Here is a 15,470-nt window from a genome sequence, read left to right on the forward strand (position 1 = left end):
GGGGCTGGCCGCGCGACCTCGGTCTACATTCGATGGACGTTCATCGCTGGAGCTTCACGGTGTGCTCATCGTGTCTGGTCCGTTCCTCTTCTTGTGCTCCCCCGCCGGGCCGAACGGCCGACGGGTGGTGTCGTGCCCGAGCCGTAACGCCTCGAGCACCTCCGAGACCGCATCCTGCGACACGTTCCCGGCGACTCGCAGTGACCTGATGAAGGCCCTGCGGTCGAGTGCTGTCGCGATGCACCGCTCGTCGCGGTGCACCCAGGCTCCTCGCCCCTCCGCCCGCCGACGCGGATCGGACGAGAGCGCCGCCGTCTGCGGATCGTGGACGATCCGCAGCAGCCGGGAGTCGTTATCCCGGCCACGGCAACCGACGCAGGTCCGGATGGGACCCTCGTCCTCGGCGGCGTCGTTCCGCTGGTCCTGACGACCCGGCATACGGCCACCTCGGTCTCTCGCCGCCCGGCCCGTGGGGACGGGTGGACGTGAAGTCACTGTGACAACTGATCAGTCTACAGAAGATGCCGTGTCGACACTAACGGCGCGCCCGACCGCGTGGCGCCCGCGGACGACGGGCCTCACTCCGCGTCGCTGTGGATGTCGATCCGCCACTGGGTGAGGCGGTGGGCCAGGCGGGCGTTCTGCCCCTCCTTGCCGATCGCGAGCGAGAGCTGGTAATCCGGCACGACCACCCGGGCCGCCCTCGCCTGCTCGTCGGCCACGGAGACCGAGATGACCTTCGCCGGCGACAGGGCGTTCCCGACGAACACCGTCGGGTCGTCGTCGTAGTCGACGATGTCGATCTTCTCGCCGTTCAGCTCCGCCATCACGGCACGGACGCGGGCGCCGTTCGGGCCGATGCACGCGCCCTTGGCGTTCAGGCCCGAGACGGTGGACTCGACCGCGATCTTCGTGCGGTGCCCGGCCTCCCTGGCGATCGCCGCGATACGCACCGAACCGTCACCGATCTCGGGCACCTCGAGGGCGAAGAGCCCACGGACGAGATCCGGGTGCGTCCGGGACAGCGACACCGAGGCTCCGTGCGGACCCTTGTGAACGCCCACCACGTGACACTTGATGCGTTCGCCGTGCTGGTAGCTCTCGCCGGGCACCTGCTCGGCGGGGGCGATCGTGCCCTCGGTGCCGCCGTTCTCCGGTCCGATGTGGACCACCACGATGCCCCGGGCGTTGGCCCGCGAGTCGGACTGGATGACGCCGCTGACGACCTCACCCTCACGGGTGACGAGATCGCCGTAGATGCGATCGGTCTCCGCCTCACGGAGGCGCTGGAGGATGATCTGCCGCGCGGTCGCGGCCGCGACCCGCCCGAAGTCGGAGGGGGTGACGTCGAACTCGCCGATACGGTTGCCGTCCTCGTCGACCTCCGCCGCCAACACGGCGACGGTGCCGGCCTTTCGGTCCAGCTCGATCCGGGCCACGCGGTGCGCTCCGTCGGTGCGCTTGTAGGCGGTGAGAAGCGCGTTCTCCAGCGTATGCACGAGATCATCCAGCGGGATCTCGCGCTCCAGGGACAGCATGTTGAGCGCTGCCATGTCGATGTTCAACGGTCTTCTCCTTCTCGCGCGCCACGACCGGTTGCCCCCGGCTCCGACAGCAGGTCCAGCTCGTCCTGCGGGACGGGCCGGAACTCGACCCGGATCACGGCGCGGGCCACCTGCTCCAGCGCCACCGGCTCCACCTTCTTGTCCCGGCCCGCACCGGACACGAGGCGGACCACCCCCGCGGCCTCGTCCAGATCTCCGACCCGTGCTCGTGCCGGGCCCTCGGCGCCCTGCACGTAGGTGAGATCCACCTGACGCCCGCGGGCCCGACGCCAGTGTCTCGGGTGCTCAAGGGGCGCGTCGATCCCGCGGCTGGTCACCTCGAGCGTCACGGGCCGGTCCGGTCCGCCCCATCCCTCGGCGAGGGGATCGACGGCGGTCGACAGTTCTGCCAGGTCGTCGAGTGAGACTCCGGAGTCGCCGTCCACGACGATCGTCACGCGCCAGGCGGACGAGCCGGCATCCTCCCGGATGTCCTCGAGATCGAGGCCGCGGTCGGATACCGCTCTGAGTATGTGGGCCCTGTCGGGCTCGGGGACGATCACTGTGCTCCTGGAGTGCGGGCCGGGGAACCCGTCCGGGACGCGGACGGGCCGCATCACTGTACCGCCTCGACGCCCCCACCTCCGAGCCCTGGCAGGATGTCGGAGTGCCCCACTCCGCCCCCGTCGTCCTCTCCCGCCGTCGATTCGTGGGCGCGGCCGTCGGCGTCACCGGGCTCGCGGTCGCCGGTGGCTGCGCACTGCCCGCGGTCGTCGACCGCCCGGACCCGCTGATCCCGTTGATCGACGCCGCCGCCCGCGACGCCCGCGAGTTGGCGGCCGCGGACGCCACACACGGGGGCCGCGTCGGAGCGCTGCGACGGATCGCCGACGCACGTCGGGTGCACGCAGACGCGCTCGCGGAACTGGCCGACACGGCCGACGAGGGCGAGGACCAGCCGGTGGCACCGGCCCCGCTTCCGGTGTGCCCCTCCGTCGACGAGGTACGGGCCAGGTTGCGTGCGGATGCGGCGCTGGCCGCGGACGTCGCGGCGGCGATCGACGGGGCCCGGGCCGAGATCGCCGGCGCCGTCTCCGCGGCGTGCACCGCCGCCGCCGAGGTGGTGCTCGCATGAGCCGGGCCGTGGGACTGGCTGCGGAGGACGCCGCAATCTACGGATACGGACTCGTCCTCTCCCGCGCCGACGCGAGTATCCGTGCGGCCGTGCGGCGCGAACTGGCCGCCCACCGTGCCCGCCGCGACGAGGCCGAACGACTGTGGCCGGGATCCCCACCGGCGCCCGTGGGCTACCTCGTCGGACCGGAGACCCCGTCCTCCCCCGTCCTCCTGGCCATCCGACTGGAGTCGGACTGTTGTGAGGCGTGGCGTGTGGAACTCGGCCGCTCGGACTCGCCGGAGACCCGCCGGTTCTGCGTTGACGCCCTCAGCGCGGCGGCGGTACAGCTCGCGCGGTGGAGGACGTTGGTCCCGGGCGCCCCGTTCGAGGCGTTGCCCGGGTTCCCGCCCTCCGCCTGACGGGCCTAGCGCCCGGCGCCGATGAGCCGGATGATCTCGTCCGCGGCGCCGTCGACCGCCACCTGGGTGACCTCGCCGGTGGCCCGGTGGCGGAGCTCGACCGTTCCCTCGGACCAGCCGCGACCCACCACGACGACCCAGGGGACGCCGATGAGTTCGGCGTCCTTGAACTTCACGCCCGGTGAGGCCCTGCGGTCGTCGAAGAGGACTTCGAGTCGCGCCCGATCGAACGCCTCCACGAGGGTGGCCGCACCGTCGATCGCGGCCTGGTCCTTGTTGGCGATCACCACGTGCACGTCGGCCGGCGCGGCCTCCGCGGGCCAGACGAGGCCCTTGTCGTCGGCGAACTGCTCGGCGAGGACGGCGACCAGGCGCGAGACGCCGATCCCGTACGAACCCATCGTGACGCGTGCGGGCTTGCCGTTCTCCCCCAGCACGTCGAACCCGAAGGCATCGGTGTACTTGCGACCGAGCTGGAAGATGTGGCCGATCTCGATACCGCGGGCGAGCGTGAGGGTGCCGTGACCATCCGGTGCCGGATCGCCCTCGCGGACCTCGGTGACCTCGATCGTCCCGTCGGGCGTGAAGTCGCGCCCGCAAACCAGGTCCACGACGTGGCGGCCCGGCTCGTCGGCGCCGGTGATCCACGCGGTGCCCTCGACCACCCGGGGATCGACCAGGTACCGGACCTCGTTGTCCCGCAGCGCCCGGGGGCCGATGTACCCCTTGACGAGGAAGGGGTTGGCGGCGAAGTCGGCCTCCTCCAGGATCGCGACCTCGGCGGGCTCGAGGGCGGCCTCGACCCGCTTCATGTCCACCTCGCGATCGCCGGGCAGACCCACCGCCAGTAGCTCCCACTCCTCGCCGGGGCGGCGCACCTTGAGCATCACGTTCTTCAGCGTGTCGGCGGCACCGACCTCGCGTCCGAGGCCCGCGGAGTTCGCCCACGCGACCAGCGAGTCGATGGTCGGGGCGTCGGGCGTGTCGTGGACGGTCGCCTCGGGCAGTCCCTCCAGCGGACGGGCCGGGGGTGCGGGGGTGACGACGGCCTCGACGTTGGCCGCGTACGCACCGTCCGTCGACCGCACGAACGTGTCCTCGCCGGCGGCCGACACGGCGAGGAACTCCTCCGACGCCGATCCGCCCATCGCACCGGAGGTGGCCGCGCAGATGACGTACTCGATGCCCAGTCGGTCGAAGATCCGCTGGTACGCATCACGATGAGCCTGGTACGAGCGCTCGAGCCCGGCGTCGTCGACATCGAAGGAGTACGAGTCCTTCATGACGAACTCGCGGCCGCGCAGGATGCCGGCGCGGGGCCGCTCCTCATCGCGGTACTTGGTCTGGATCTGGTACAGAGTGACCGGTAGATCCTTGTACGACGAGTACTCGCCCTGCACCGTGAGCGTGAAGAGCTCCTCGTGGGTGGGCCCGAGCATCATGTCGTTGCCCTTGCGGTCCTTGAGGCGGAACAGGGCCGGACCGTACTCGGTCCAGCGGCCGGTGGTCTCGTACGGCTCGCGGGGCAGGAGCGCGGGCAGGCTGATCTCCTGGGCGCCGAAGGCGTCCATCTCCTCGCGGACCACCTGCTCGACCCGCCTGAGCGTGCGCAGGCCCAGCGGGAGCCAAGAGTACACACCGGGCGCGACGCGGCGGATGTAGCCGGCGCGGACGAGCAGCTTGTGGCTGAGGACCTCGGCGTCCGACGGGTCGTCGCGGAGGGTGCGGAGGAACAGGTGGGACAGGCGCGTGATCACGGTGATCCAGAGTAGCCGCCGGGGGTGCCGGACAGGCCCGACGGTAGCCTCTGCCGGGTGCGCATCCTCCTCTCGCCCTCCGAGACCAAGTCCGTCGGAGGCTCCGGTGCCCCACTCGATCTCACGGCCCTCTCGCTACCGTCTCTCGGCGACACCCGGAAGGTGGTCGCCGACACGCTGGTCCCCCTGTGCACCGGTGACCCGGAGGCCGCGCGCGCCGCTCTGGGGTTGAGTGAGCGACTCGCGGGCGAGGTCGATCTGAACGCGCAGCTGTGGTCCTCCCCCACCGCCCCGGCGCTGAGCCGGTACACGGGTGTCCTCTACGACGCCCTCGACCAGCCGTCGCTGAGCGGCGCCGCGCGATCGCGGGCCGAGTCACGCCTGTGGATCGGGTCCGCGCTCTTCGGCCTCGTCGGCGCATCCGACCCGATCCCGCACTACCGGCTCTCCGCGGGGACGAGACTCCCCGGCCTGGGGACGCTGCGCTCCGTGTGGAAGCCGTCGCTCACCGCCGCCACCGCGGCGTGGGACGACGAGCTCGTCGTGGACCTCCGTTCGGGCGGCTACCACCAGCTCGGTCCGGTGCCGGGGGCGGTCACGGTCGACGTGGTCACGGAGTATCCGGACGGCACCCGCAAGGTGGTCTCCCATTTCTCCAAGTTCCACAAGGGGCTGCTCGCGCGGACCCTCGCGACGTCGCGGGCGGAGATGGACGACGTCGCGTCGCTTCTCCGCGTGGCACGCCGGGCCGGCCACACGGTCGAGCACGAGTCCGACTCGGTCGTCACGATGGTCACCGCTCCCTGAGTCGACGCCCCCCGCCGGGTCTCTCCCCCGGGGAGACCTCCCCCGGCGGGACACGGTCTCCGGCGGGACACGGTCTCCGGCGGGAGTCAGCGCCAGCCCAGCTCCGGCGCGACATGGGTGAGGATCGACTCCAGCAGGTGGGCGTTGTAGTCGACGCCGAGCTGGGTCGGGACGGTCACGAGCAGGGTGTCGGCCGCGCTGATCGCCTCGTCGGCCCGGAGCTCTTCGACCAGCTGGTCCGGCTCGGCCGCGTACGAGCGGCCGAAGACCGCGCGGAGGCCCGGTTCGATGTCCCCGAACTGATCTCCGCGTTCCCCGCCGCCCAGGAAGTAGCGCCGGTCGGCGTCAGAGGTGATGGCGACGATCGACCGGGACACCGAGACCCTCGGTGCGAACCCGTGGTCGTGGCGCGCCCACTCCTCCCGGAACGCCTCGATCTGCCGGCGCTGCTGAACGTGGAGCGGTTCTCCGGACTCGTCCGCCTTCAGGGTGGACGACATGAGATGCATCCCCGTCGAGGCGGCCCACCGGGCGGTCGCGTCGGAGGCGGCGCCCCACCAGATGCGTTCCCGCAGACCCTCGGAGTGGGGTTCGACGCGGAGGAGCCCCGGCGGGTTGGGGAACATCGGACGCGGATTGGGTTCGGCGAACGCCGCGCCCTCGACCGCCCGGAGGAAGACCTCCGTGTGGCGCCGGGCCATGTCCGCGTCCGTCTCCCCCTCCCCGGGCCGGAAGCCGAAATAGCGCCAGCCGTCGATCACCTGCTCCGGCGAGCCGCGCGAGACCCCGAGCTGGACGCGCCCGCCGGCGAGGAGATCGGCGGCGGCGATGTCCTCGGCGAACCCGAGGGGGTTGGCGTAGCGCATGTCCACCACGCCGGTGCCGATCTCGATCCGGTGGGTCCGGGCGCCGACGGCCGCGAGCAGAGGGGCGGGGGTCCCGAGCTGGCGGGCGAAGTGGTGGACCCGGAAGTACGCACCGTCCGCGCCGAGCTCCTCCGCCGCCTCTGCGAACTCGACGCTCTGGAGCAGCGCGTCGGAGGCGGATCGGACCGCGGAGTCCGGATGGTCCATCCAGTGACCGAAGGACAGGAAGCCGATCTTCTTGGGGTTGTCCACGACGCCATCATGCCGGAGGTCGGCGCGGAACCGCGGCGCCGCGGCGCGACCGGGTGCGTCAGTCGGCGGCGAGGACCTGCGGGAGACCGGCGACGTCGCCGATCACGACGATGGCCGGTGGCCGTACCTCGTGCTCGTCGAGGGTCCCGGCCATGGTGCCGAGAGTGCACCGGTAGGTCGACTGGCCCTCGAGGCTGCCGTCGACGACCACCGCGGCCGGGGTGTCGGGCGAACGGCCCCCGGCCATGAGCGACTCGGCGATCGCGGGCGAGTTCTTGACACCCATCAGCACGACGAGAGTGCCGCGCATGCGTGCGAGCGCCTCCCAGTCGATGAGGGACCCCGGGTGCCCGGGCGGGAGGTGTCCGGAGACGACGGTCAGCTCGTGGGTCATCCCGCGGTTGGTCACGGGGATACCCGCTAGGGCGGGCACGGCGAGCGCACTGGAGACGCCCGGCACGACCGTGCACGGGATCCCGGCCTCCGCGCAGGCCTGGGCCTCCTCGAAGCCACGTCCGTAGAGGAAGGGATCGCCGCCCTTGAGCCGCACCACGAACTTCCCGCCCTGTGCCCGGTCCACGAGTACCTCGTTGATCGCCTCCTGGGCCATCGAGCGGCCATAGGGGATCTTGGCGGCGTCGACGATCTCGACGTCCGGTCGTAGCTCGGCGAGCGGACGCTGCGGGGCCAGCCGGTCGGCGACCACCACGTCGGCGCGGGCGAGCAGTCGACGCCCGCGGACCGTCATGAGATCGTCCGCACCCGGCCCCCCTCCGACCAGGGCGACGGTCCCGCGCAGGGAATCGTCGACCTCCGGGGCCTCGGCACCGGCCTCGTCGAGGGCCCTCGCGACGATGTCGCGCGCCTCGGCGGTCCGGTCGCGGTCGCCGGTGAGCACCGAGACGAGCATCTGCCCCCGCCGGACGACGGCGGGGGTCACGGCGGTGCCGGACGTGACGGCGTCGGCGCGGACGCAGAAGGTCCGGTGCTGCTCGGCCTCTGCGGCGACGCGGGCGTTGACCAGGGAGTTCCTCGTCGCGGCCACCGCGTACCACGCTCCCTCGAGATCCCCGGTCCGGTATTCGCGGGGCTCCCACCAGACGCGGCCCGTATCGATGAGCCCCTGCAGAGTGGGCGTGACCTCCGGGCTGATGAGGTGGACGACCGCACCGGCCTCGAGCAGCACGGGGACGCGGCGTTGCGCCACGGATCCACCGCCGATCACCACAACGCGACGGCCTTCGAGGTCCAGGCCGACGGGGTACGGGTTCACGGGCCGGATCATGCCCCGATCCTATCCGCCGTCGGCGGCGCCCCGGTCGTCGACCCGGGCCGTGTGAGACGACTCATCCCCCGGCCTCGCCGAGGAGGCGGCCGGGGGATGAGGGTGGCGGGGCCGCGGCGCGGCGGTGCCGGTCGATCAGACCTTCTGGTCGAGCTTGAGCGTCCGGGTGGACCGCTCGAACTGCTCGGTGAACAGCGCCGGCTCCTCGGCGAGCTTGCGGCCCAGCGACGGGATCATCTCCTCGAGCGCGGGCTTCCACTCGGCGAACCGGCTCGGGAAGCAGCGCTGGAGCACGTCGACCATGGCGTCGACCGCGGTGGAGGCGCCCGGCGACGCGCCGAGCAGGCCGGCGATGGACCCGTCCGCGGCGTTGACCACGGCGGTGCCGAACTCGAGGGTGCCGCCGCGGCCGTTGGGCTTGATCACCTGGACCCGCTGGCCGGCGACGACCTTCTCCCAGTCACCCTCCTGGGCGGACGGGACGAAGTCGCGCAGGGAGTCGACGCGTGCGCCGTGGTTCTTGGCCAGCTCGGTGATGAGGTACTTGACCAGGCTCATCTCGGTGAGGCCGATGTTGGCCATGGGCAGGAGGTTGCCGAGCCGGATGCTCGACGGCAGGTCCAGGAAGCTGCCCATCTTGAGGAACTTGGGGGTCCAGCCGGCGAAGGGGCCGAACAGCAGGCCCTTCTTGCCGTCGATGACGCGGGTGTCCAGGTGCGGCACGGACATCGGGGGCGCGCCGACGGAGGCCTGGCTGTAGACCTTGGCCTGGTGCTGCTCGACGAGCTGGGGATCGGTACAACGCAGCCACTGGCCGCCGACGGGGAACCCGCCGATGCCCTTGATCTCGGGGATGCCGGACTTCTGCAGGAGGTGCAGGGCGCCGCCGCCCGCGCCGACGAAGACGAACTTGGCGTCAACGGTGCGCTCGTCACCCGTGTGGCGGTTGGCCACCGTGAGGCGCCACGTGCCGTCGGTGTTGCGCTCGATGTCCTTGACCTGGTTCTGGTAGTGCACCTCGGTGCCCGTGCGGGTGAGGTACTTGACCAGCTGACGGGTGAGGGCACCGAAGTTGACGTCGGTGCCGTTGGAGAAGTGGCTCAGGGCGAACGGCTGCTCGGGCGAGCGGCCCTTCGCCATGAGGGGCACGAGCCGCTCCAGCTCGGAGAAGTCGGTGGTGTGGTTCATCCCCGGGAACAGCGGGTGCCCGGCGAGTTTGTCGTACCGCTTCTGCAGGTAGTCCTGGCCGTCCTTGCCGGCGACGAAGCTCATGTGCGGCACGGGACGGATCCACTCCGTCGGGTCGCCGAGAATGGTGTTCTCCACAGCGTAGGACCAGAACTGACGGGAGACCTGGAACTTCTCGTTGACGCCTACGGCCTTGGTGATGTCGACGTCGCCGTCGGCGGTCTTGGGCGAGTAGTTGAGCTCGCACAGGGCGGAGTGGCCGGTGCCGGCGTTGTTCCAGGCGTCGGAGGACTCCATGGCGGGGCCCTCCAGCCGCTCGAAGACCTGGATGTCCCAGTCCGGCTGGAGCCGACGCAGCAACGCCCCCAGGGTCGCGCTCATGGTGCCCGCGCCGATGAGCGCCACATCCGTCGTTCCGTGCTTTGCCACCTGGTCTGAAGTCACCGGCTACCCTCGCTCATTGGTCGTGGACCCGAATCTCACGTCGACGCGGGGCGGTCCCTCGGGGGCCCGCGCCCACAGGGCTTCAAGCCTACTCACGGGGACGCCGCCGCGGCACACCGGACTAGGGTGGTCGTCGTGTCGCCGCACTCCCCCGATCCCGCCGCCTCCGGATCCGACCCGCGATGGACCCCGGATCTGCTTGGGCCGTCGTACCGACGGCGCGACCTCCCGCTCGGGACCGATCCGGACGGCGAGGGGCCCATCTCGGCGACCCTGGTGCGTCACGAGGACGCGCCGACCCGGCCGGACGCCGTGGTGCTCGTGGTCCACGGACTGTCCGACTACTTCTTCCACACGCACCTGGCCGAGTTCCTCGCCGCGCGCGGAACGGCGACGTACGGCATCGACCTGCGCAAGTGTGGCCGGTCGAGGCGGGAGGGGGTGACGCCTCATTTCACGACGGACCTGGAGAGGTACGACGACGAGCTGGATCAGGCGCTCGAGGTGATCGTCGCCGAGCACCCGGGCGTGCCCGTGTTCGTGTTCGCGCACTCCACGGGAGGCCTGGTGGTGCCCCTGTGGCTGGCGCGGCGTCGCGACCGGTCCGCGCTGGAGCCCGTCGTGGGAGTGGTGCTGAACTCCCCCTGGTTCCAGCTCGACGTGCCGGAGCGCGCCCGGGCGGTGCTCGATCCGGTGATCCGGACATTGGGCTCGGTCCGCCCGTTCTATCGACTCCCGTTGCCCACGTCGGACCGGTACGTGATCAGCACCCACGTCGACCACGACGGTGACTTCCACTTCGACACCACCCTCAAACCCCCCGGAGGGGTGGGCGTCCGCGCCGGGTGGCTCGCCGCGGTGCGCCGCGCTCAGCGCCGCCTGCAGGCCGGCGTTGACCTGCCGCTGCCGGTGCTGCTGTTGCGTTCGACCGCGTCGTCGGTCGGGACGAGGCCCCGCGGCGGGGAGATCGACGTCGACACGGATCTCATCCTCGACGTCCGGTCGATGCAACGGTTCGCGGACCGCGTCTCCGCGGACGTCACGGACATCGCCGTCGACGGTGCCCGCCACGATGTCTTCCTCTCCCGCGCCGACGTGCTCGAGGTGGTCTTCGATCATCTCGGGCGTTGGCTCGACCAGACCCTGTCCGCACACCCCAAGGAGTCCTGACCGCAATGACACAGACCCCCTCGCGCCACTTCGACCTCGTCGTCATCGGCACGGGCAGCGGCAACTCGCTGGTCGACGAGTCGTTCGCCGACAAATCCGTCGCGATCTGCGAGAAGGGGACGTTCGGCGGCACCTGCCTCAACGTCGGGTGCATCCCCACCAAGATGTTCGTCTACACAGCGGACACGGCCACCTCGGTCACGCATTCGTCGACCTACGGGGTCGACTCGACGCTCGACGGGGTCCGGTGGCCGGACATCGTCTCGCGGGTCTTCGAGCGTCGGATCGACCCCATCGCCAACAGCGGCGAGGACTACCGGCGTAACCGCTGCGACAACGTCACGGTGTACGACGGCCACGCGCGGTTCGTCGGGCCGCGCACCATCGACACCGGCACCGGGGAGATCATCACCGCCGACTCCGTCGTCATCGCCGCCGGTGGCCGTCCGTCGATCCCCGACATCGTCACCGAGGCCGGCGTGGCCTTCCACACCAGTGACGACGTGATGCGGATCCCGGAGCTGCCGAAGTCGATCGTCATCCAGGGGTCCGGCTTCATCGCCTGCGAGTTCGCGCACATCTTCTCCTCCCTGGGCGTGGAGGTCACCGTGATCGGTCGTTCCGACGTGCTGCTCAAGCATCTCGACCGCGAGCTCGCGGAGCGGTTCACCGCGGCGGCCGGGCGTCGCTGGGACGTGCGACTCGGTCAGCAGATCACCAACATGACCGCGACCGGTGAGGACCGCCGGGGCGTGGAGGTCAGCTTCGAGGACGGCTCGACCTGCTCGGGCGACGCGCTCCTCGTGGCGACCGGGCGCACGCCGAACGGCGATCTGCTCGGGCTGTCCTCCGCCGGGGTGGAGATGGACGGCGCCCGGGTCCGGGTGGACGAGTACGGCCGCACCACCGCAGAGGGGGTGTGGGCGCTGGGGGACGTGAGCTCGCCGTTCCAGCTCAAGCACGTCGCCAACCATGAGCAGCGCGTGCTCGGCCACAACCTGCATCACCCCGACGATCTGCAGCCGTTCCACCACAGCCACGTCCCGTACGCGGTCTTCACGTGGCCGCAGATCGCGTCGGTCGGCCTCACCGAGGCGGAGGCACGGGCCGCCGGGTACGACGTGACCGTCAAGACCCAGGACTACGGCGACGTGGCCTACGGCTGGGCGATGGAGGACTCGGTCGGCTGCTGCAAGTTGATCGCCGACCGGGCGACCGGCCTCCTGCTGGGCGCCCACATCATGGGCGCCCACGCGCCGTCGCTGATCCAGATCCTCATCCAGGCGATGGAGTTCGAGATCACCGTGCCCGATCTCGCGCGGCGTCAGTACTGGATCCACCCGGCGATGGCCGAGGTGGTCGAGAACGCGCTGCTCGGTCTGGACTTCCCCGACCGCGGCTTCTAGTCCGCGGCGGGCGCCGTCAGGTGAGGACGAAGTCCCCCGGGTCCACGGTGCGGACCTGCTCGCGGTACCGGAACGTGAACGTCGGCCACTGCAGTGAGTTCCGGCCCCGCGAGTCGATATACCAACTCGAGCACCCGCCCTGGTTCCACACGGTGTGGGCCAGTTCACGGTCCATGCGATCGGCGTAGGCCTGCTCCACCTCAGCCCGCACCTGGATCGTCCCGCCCCCCGACCGCTCCGTCAGGTCGACCAGTCGCAGGACGTGTCCGGCCTGCGACTCCAGCATGTACACGATCGACGAGTGCCCCAGGTTGGTGTTGGGTCCGTAGAGCAGGAACAGGTTGGGGAAGCCGGAGACGGTGACGCCGTTGTGGGCGCGCGGGCTGCCGTCCCAGTGTTCGGCGAGCGTGCGGCCGTCCGCTCCGGTGATCAGCTTCGAGATTGGTGGCTCGGTCGGCTGGAAGCCGGTGCCGAAGATGATCACGTCCGCCGCGTGCTCGGTCCCGTCGTCGGCGACCAGGCCTCCGGGCGTGACGGCGGACGCCGCCCCGGGGACGAGGGTCACGTCGGGGCGCGTCAGCGCGGGGAGCCAGTGGCTGGTGAGCAGGACGCGTTTGCAGCCGATCGAGAAGTCCGGCGTGAGCGCCCTGCGCATGCGGCGGTCGCGGACCTTGAGGAAGAGGTAGAACCGTGCGAACCACTCGAAGAAGCGCAGCAGGACCTGCGCCCGGGTGAACACGACGACGTACAGCTCGCGCCCCAGGTAGATCCGCCCGCGGACGAGCTTCTGCAGGAGCGGCAGTCGCCGGTACAGCTTTTTGCGGCGTTCGGAGATCGGACGGTCGAGCCGGGGCAGGATCCACCCGGGGGTCCGCTGGAACACCGTCACGTGCTCGGCGGTCCCGGCGATCTCCGGCACGAACTGCACGGCGGAGGCCCCGGTGCCCACCACGGCGACCCTCTTGCCCTCGAGTGGGATGTCGTGTCGCCACCGGGCGGAGTGGAACACCTCCCCCTCGAACGAGTCGAGCCCCGGCAGGCGGGGAACCGACGGCGCGGAGAGAGCGCCCGTCGCGGCCACGAGGTGCCGCGCCCGCACCTGCCCGCGACTCGTGTCGACGATCCACGACCCCGCTGTGGCGTCCCACCTCGCCGCGGTCACCTCGCAGGAGGTGACGAGCCGCTCACGCAGGCCGATACGGTCGGCGACCGACACCAGGTAGGAGTGGATCTCGGGCTGCCGACCGAATGAGTGCGACCACCCCGGGTGGGCGTGACGGGACAGCGAGTACAGCGCCGTCGGCACATCACAGGCGCAGCCCGGATACGTGTTGTCGCGCCACGTCCCGCCCACCTCGTCGGCGGCCTCGAGGACGAGGAAGTCGCGGCCCCGACCCTCGCGTAGGAGACGGTCGGCCATGGCGATACCGCCGAAGCCGGCGCCCACCACCAGCAGGTCGATCTGGTCCACGGGTCCACGGGGCGAGTCGATCATGCTGGACAGTATGCCTTGCCGTGTCCACCCCCGAGGCCACATCGGGACGACCGTTCATATGACGCCGCCACGACTCCCCGCGGGCGCGCACCGGACCCGCGGGCGCGCACCGGACCCGCGGGCGTTCGCCGCCCCCGTGGGCGTTCACCCCGCCCGCCGGAGGGTCAGGAGCCGGAGGGCAGGGTGAGGATCTCGTAGCCGTCCTCGGTCACCACGACCGTGTGCTCGAACTGCGCGGTCCACGCCTTGTCCGCGGTCGTCACGGTCCAGTCGTCGTCCCAGACCTCGAACCCCGGGCCGCCGAGGGAGATCATGGGCTCGACGGTCAGGGTCATGCCCGGCTCGAGGACCTCGGTCCGCGACGGCTCGTCGTAGTGCAGGACGACGAGCCCGTTGTGGAAGGTCGGCCCCACGCCGTGACCCGTGAACTCGCGGACCACTGTGTAGTCGAACCTCCGGGCGTAGGACTCGATGACGCGACCGATGACGTTGACCTCGCGTCCGGGGCGGATGGCCTTGATCCCGCGGTTCATCGCCTCCTCGGTCCGCTCGACCAGCAGCCGCACCTCGTCGCTGACCTCGCCGGCGAGGAACGTCGCGTTCGTGTCGCCGTGCACGCCGTGGATGTAGGCCGTCACGTCCACGTTCACGATGTCGCCGTCCCGGATCACCGTGGTGTCGGGGATTCCGTGGCAGATGACCTCGTTGAGCGAGACACAGCACGACTTGGGGAACGCCTTGTATCCCAACGTCGACGGATAGGCCCCGTGGTCACACAGGTACTCGTGGACGACCCGGTCGATCTCGTCGGTCGTCACGCCCGGCGCGACGGCCTCACCGGCGGCGACGAGCGCGTCCGCCGCGATCCTGCTCGCCACGCGCATCGCGTCGATCACCTCGGGCGGCTGCACCCACGCCTCGCCGTTGGCCTCGTCGACGCGGTCACGCCACACGTACTCCGGACGCGAGATCGAGTCGGGCACCGTCCGTATCGGGGTGGGGTCACCGGGGACGAGGGGCTGCCGGGTGGAGGTGGTCATGCCACCAGGATAGGCCGGGACGAGCCGACCGGCCCCGCCGGTGGCCGCGCACGGGGGCGGCGAGTCACCAGATGACGAAACAGATCGAGGCGACGATCACCATGGCCCCGAAGAGGCACATGGTGAGCACGTCGCCGCCCGGGGACCGGCCGGTCTCGTCGGGCTCCACCCGGTCCTCCTGCTCGGCCCCGGTGTCGGGGTCCTGTCGCGGATCCATCACATCACCCCCAGCCGGCTCAGCTCGGAGACCATGGCCACGCCGAGGATGACGAACACGACGCCCATGAAGGCGGTGTAGATCCAGCGCCGCGCGTGGTCGGACGCCCAGAAGCGCCGCACACTCACCACACCGTTGACGACGGCGATGACGCACAGCGCGATTCCGACCGGGGCCGCCACCCACCCGGACAGGCTGAGCAGCGGCACGAGGATCGGGATGGCGAGGTACGTGATGAGGCAGCGCACGGCGGACACGAGAACGGAGATACGAAACGCGCGGTGCGCGCCCGAGCCGGCCTTGCTGTCGATCTCGTGGATCCCGAGGAGGCGCCGCATGAGCCGGTCGGCTCCGCGCTGCGACCGGAAACCCGGATCGGCCACGGCCCTTCCGACCGGCGCGGGGGCGGCGGGCGCGGGGGCGGCGGGCGCGGGGGCGGGAACGCTCACGCGGCCCTCCTCTG

General features: G+C 71.0%; 16 protein-coding genes. 5 read left to right on the top strand and 11 right to left on the bottom strand.

The window, feature by feature from the left end; genetic code table 11:
• Nucleotides 1-54: 54 nt before the first annotated feature.
• From A6035_RS08860 to A6035_RS08870, 3 genes are all read right to left on the bottom strand, one after another.
• The gene (locus A6035_RS08860; protein WP_108847487.1) at nucleotides 55-438 is read right to left on the bottom strand and encodes a YlxR family protein; all 384 of its coding nucleotides are present in this window, start codon (nucleotides 436-438) and stop codon (nucleotides 55-57) included.
• 140 nt (nucleotides 439-578) lie between these two features.
• Nucleotides 579-1,565, bottom strand: coding sequence for a transcription termination factor NusA (gene nusA / locus A6035_RS08865; RefSeq protein ID WP_108847488.1), 987 nt, complete (start codon nucleotides 1,563-1,565; stop codon nucleotides 579-581).
• Nucleotides 1,562-2,107: a ribosome maturation factor RimP gene (locus tag A6035_RS08870; RefSeq protein ID WP_108847489.1), complete on the bottom strand. Its 546-nt coding sequence runs from the start codon at nucleotides 2,105-2,107 to the stop codon at nucleotides 1,562-1,564. Before A6035_RS08870 ends, nusA begins: the two co-directional genes overlap by 4 nt.
• Before the next feature lie 104 nt (nucleotides 2,108-2,211).
• Between A6035_RS08870 and A6035_RS08875 the strand changes: the two genes are divergently transcribed.
• Both A6035_RS08875 and A6035_RS08880 read left to right on the top strand, forming a co-directional pair.
• Nucleotides 2,212-2,679, top strand: a complete 468-nt coding sequence (locus tag A6035_RS08875; RefSeq protein WP_108847490.1) for a hypothetical protein — start codon at nucleotides 2,212-2,214, stop codon at nucleotides 2,677-2,679.
• Nucleotides 2,676-3,080 carry a ferritin-like domain-containing protein gene (locus A6035_RS08880; protein ID WP_108847491.1) on the top strand — a complete coding sequence of 135 codons (405 nt, stop codon included), beginning with the start codon at nucleotides 2,676-2,678 and terminating at the stop codon, nucleotides 3,078-3,080. Before A6035_RS08875 ends, A6035_RS08880 begins: the two co-directional genes overlap by 4 nt.
• Nucleotides 3,081-3,085: 5 nt before the next feature.
• On the opposite strand, the gene A6035_RS08885 is transcribed toward A6035_RS08880, so the two are convergent.
• On the bottom strand, nucleotides 3,086-4,837 hold the full coding sequence (locus A6035_RS08885; protein WP_108847492.1) for a proline--tRNA ligase: 1,752 nt from the start codon (nucleotides 4,835-4,837) through the stop codon (nucleotides 3,086-3,088).
• Between the two features lie 57 nt (nucleotides 4,838-4,894).
• Here A6035_RS08885 and A6035_RS08890 point away from each other — a divergent pair, with 57 nt between their 5' ends.
• The gene (locus A6035_RS08890; RefSeq protein WP_108847493.1) at nucleotides 4,895-5,644 is read left to right on the top strand and encodes a YaaA family protein; all 750 of its coding nucleotides are present in this window, start codon (nucleotides 4,895-4,897) and stop codon (nucleotides 5,642-5,644) included.
• 86 nt (nucleotides 5,645-5,730) lie between these two features.
• Here the strand turns inward: A6035_RS08890 and A6035_RS08895 are convergent, their stop codons facing one another.
• From A6035_RS08895 to mqo, 3 genes are all read right to left on the bottom strand, one after another.
• Complete coding sequence (locus A6035_RS08895; protein WP_108849169.1) at nucleotides 5,731-6,717, bottom strand: LLM class flavin-dependent oxidoreductase; 987 nt, start codon at nucleotides 6,715-6,717, stop codon at nucleotides 5,731-5,733.
• Nucleotides 6,718-6,820: 103 nt separating this feature from the next.
• Nucleotides 6,821-8,047 (bottom strand): uroporphyrinogen-III C-methyltransferase, encoded by a 1,227-nt coding sequence (cobA, locus tag A6035_RS08900; RefSeq protein WP_108847494.1) that lies wholly within the window; start codon nucleotides 8,045-8,047, stop codon nucleotides 6,821-6,823.
• A gap of 135 nt (nucleotides 8,048-8,182) precedes the next feature.
• Nucleotides 8,183-9,679 carry a malate dehydrogenase (quinone) gene (gene mqo, locus A6035_RS08905; RefSeq protein ID WP_108847495.1) on the bottom strand — a complete coding sequence of 499 codons (1,497 nt, stop codon included), beginning with the start codon at nucleotides 9,677-9,679 and terminating at the stop codon, nucleotides 8,183-8,185.
• A gap of 135 nt (nucleotides 9,680-9,814) precedes the next feature.
• Here mqo and A6035_RS08910 point away from each other — a divergent pair, with 135 nt between their 5' ends.
• On the top strand, nucleotides 9,815-10,849 hold the full coding sequence (locus tag A6035_RS08910; RefSeq protein WP_235026755.1) for an alpha/beta hydrolase: 1,035 nt from the start codon (nucleotides 9,815-9,817) through the stop codon (nucleotides 10,847-10,849).
• Nucleotides 10,850-10,854: 5 nt separating this feature from the next.
• On the top strand, nucleotides 10,855-12,255 hold the full coding sequence (gene mtr / locus A6035_RS08915; protein ID WP_108847497.1) for a mycothione reductase: 1,401 nt from the start codon (nucleotides 10,855-10,857) through the stop codon (nucleotides 12,253-12,255).
• A 16-nt stretch (nucleotides 12,256-12,271) separates the two neighbouring features.
• Here mtr and A6035_RS08920 read toward each other — a convergent pair whose 3' ends face one another.
• From A6035_RS08920 to A6035_RS08930, 4 genes are all read right to left on the bottom strand, one after another.
• Nucleotides 12,272-13,750, bottom strand: coding sequence for a flavin-containing monooxygenase (locus tag A6035_RS08920; protein WP_108847498.1), 1,479 nt, complete (start codon nucleotides 13,748-13,750; stop codon nucleotides 12,272-12,274).
• 164 nt (nucleotides 13,751-13,914) lie between these two features.
• Entirely contained in the window at nucleotides 13,915-14,790 is an 876-nt protein-coding gene (gene map / locus A6035_RS08925) for a type I methionyl aminopeptidase (RefSeq protein WP_108847499.1), read from the bottom strand.
• Between the two features lie 64 nt (nucleotides 14,791-14,854).
• A complete protein-coding gene (locus A6035_RS18215; RefSeq protein WP_159149604.1) occupies nucleotides 14,855-15,007 on the bottom strand; it encodes a hypothetical protein in 153 nt (50 codons plus the stop codon).
• A complete protein-coding gene (locus tag A6035_RS08930) occupies nucleotides 15,007-15,456 on the bottom strand; it encodes a hypothetical protein (protein WP_244192397.1) in 450 nt (149 codons plus the stop codon). The genes A6035_RS18215 and A6035_RS08930 overlap by 1 nt, the downstream gene beginning before the upstream one ends.
• Between the last annotated feature and the right edge of the window lie 14 nt (nucleotides 15,457-15,470).

The organism is Dietzia lutea, from assembly GCF_003096075.1.
Taxonomy (GTDB): Bacteria; Actinomycetota; Actinomycetes; order Mycobacteriales; family Mycobacteriaceae; genus Dietzia; species Dietzia lutea.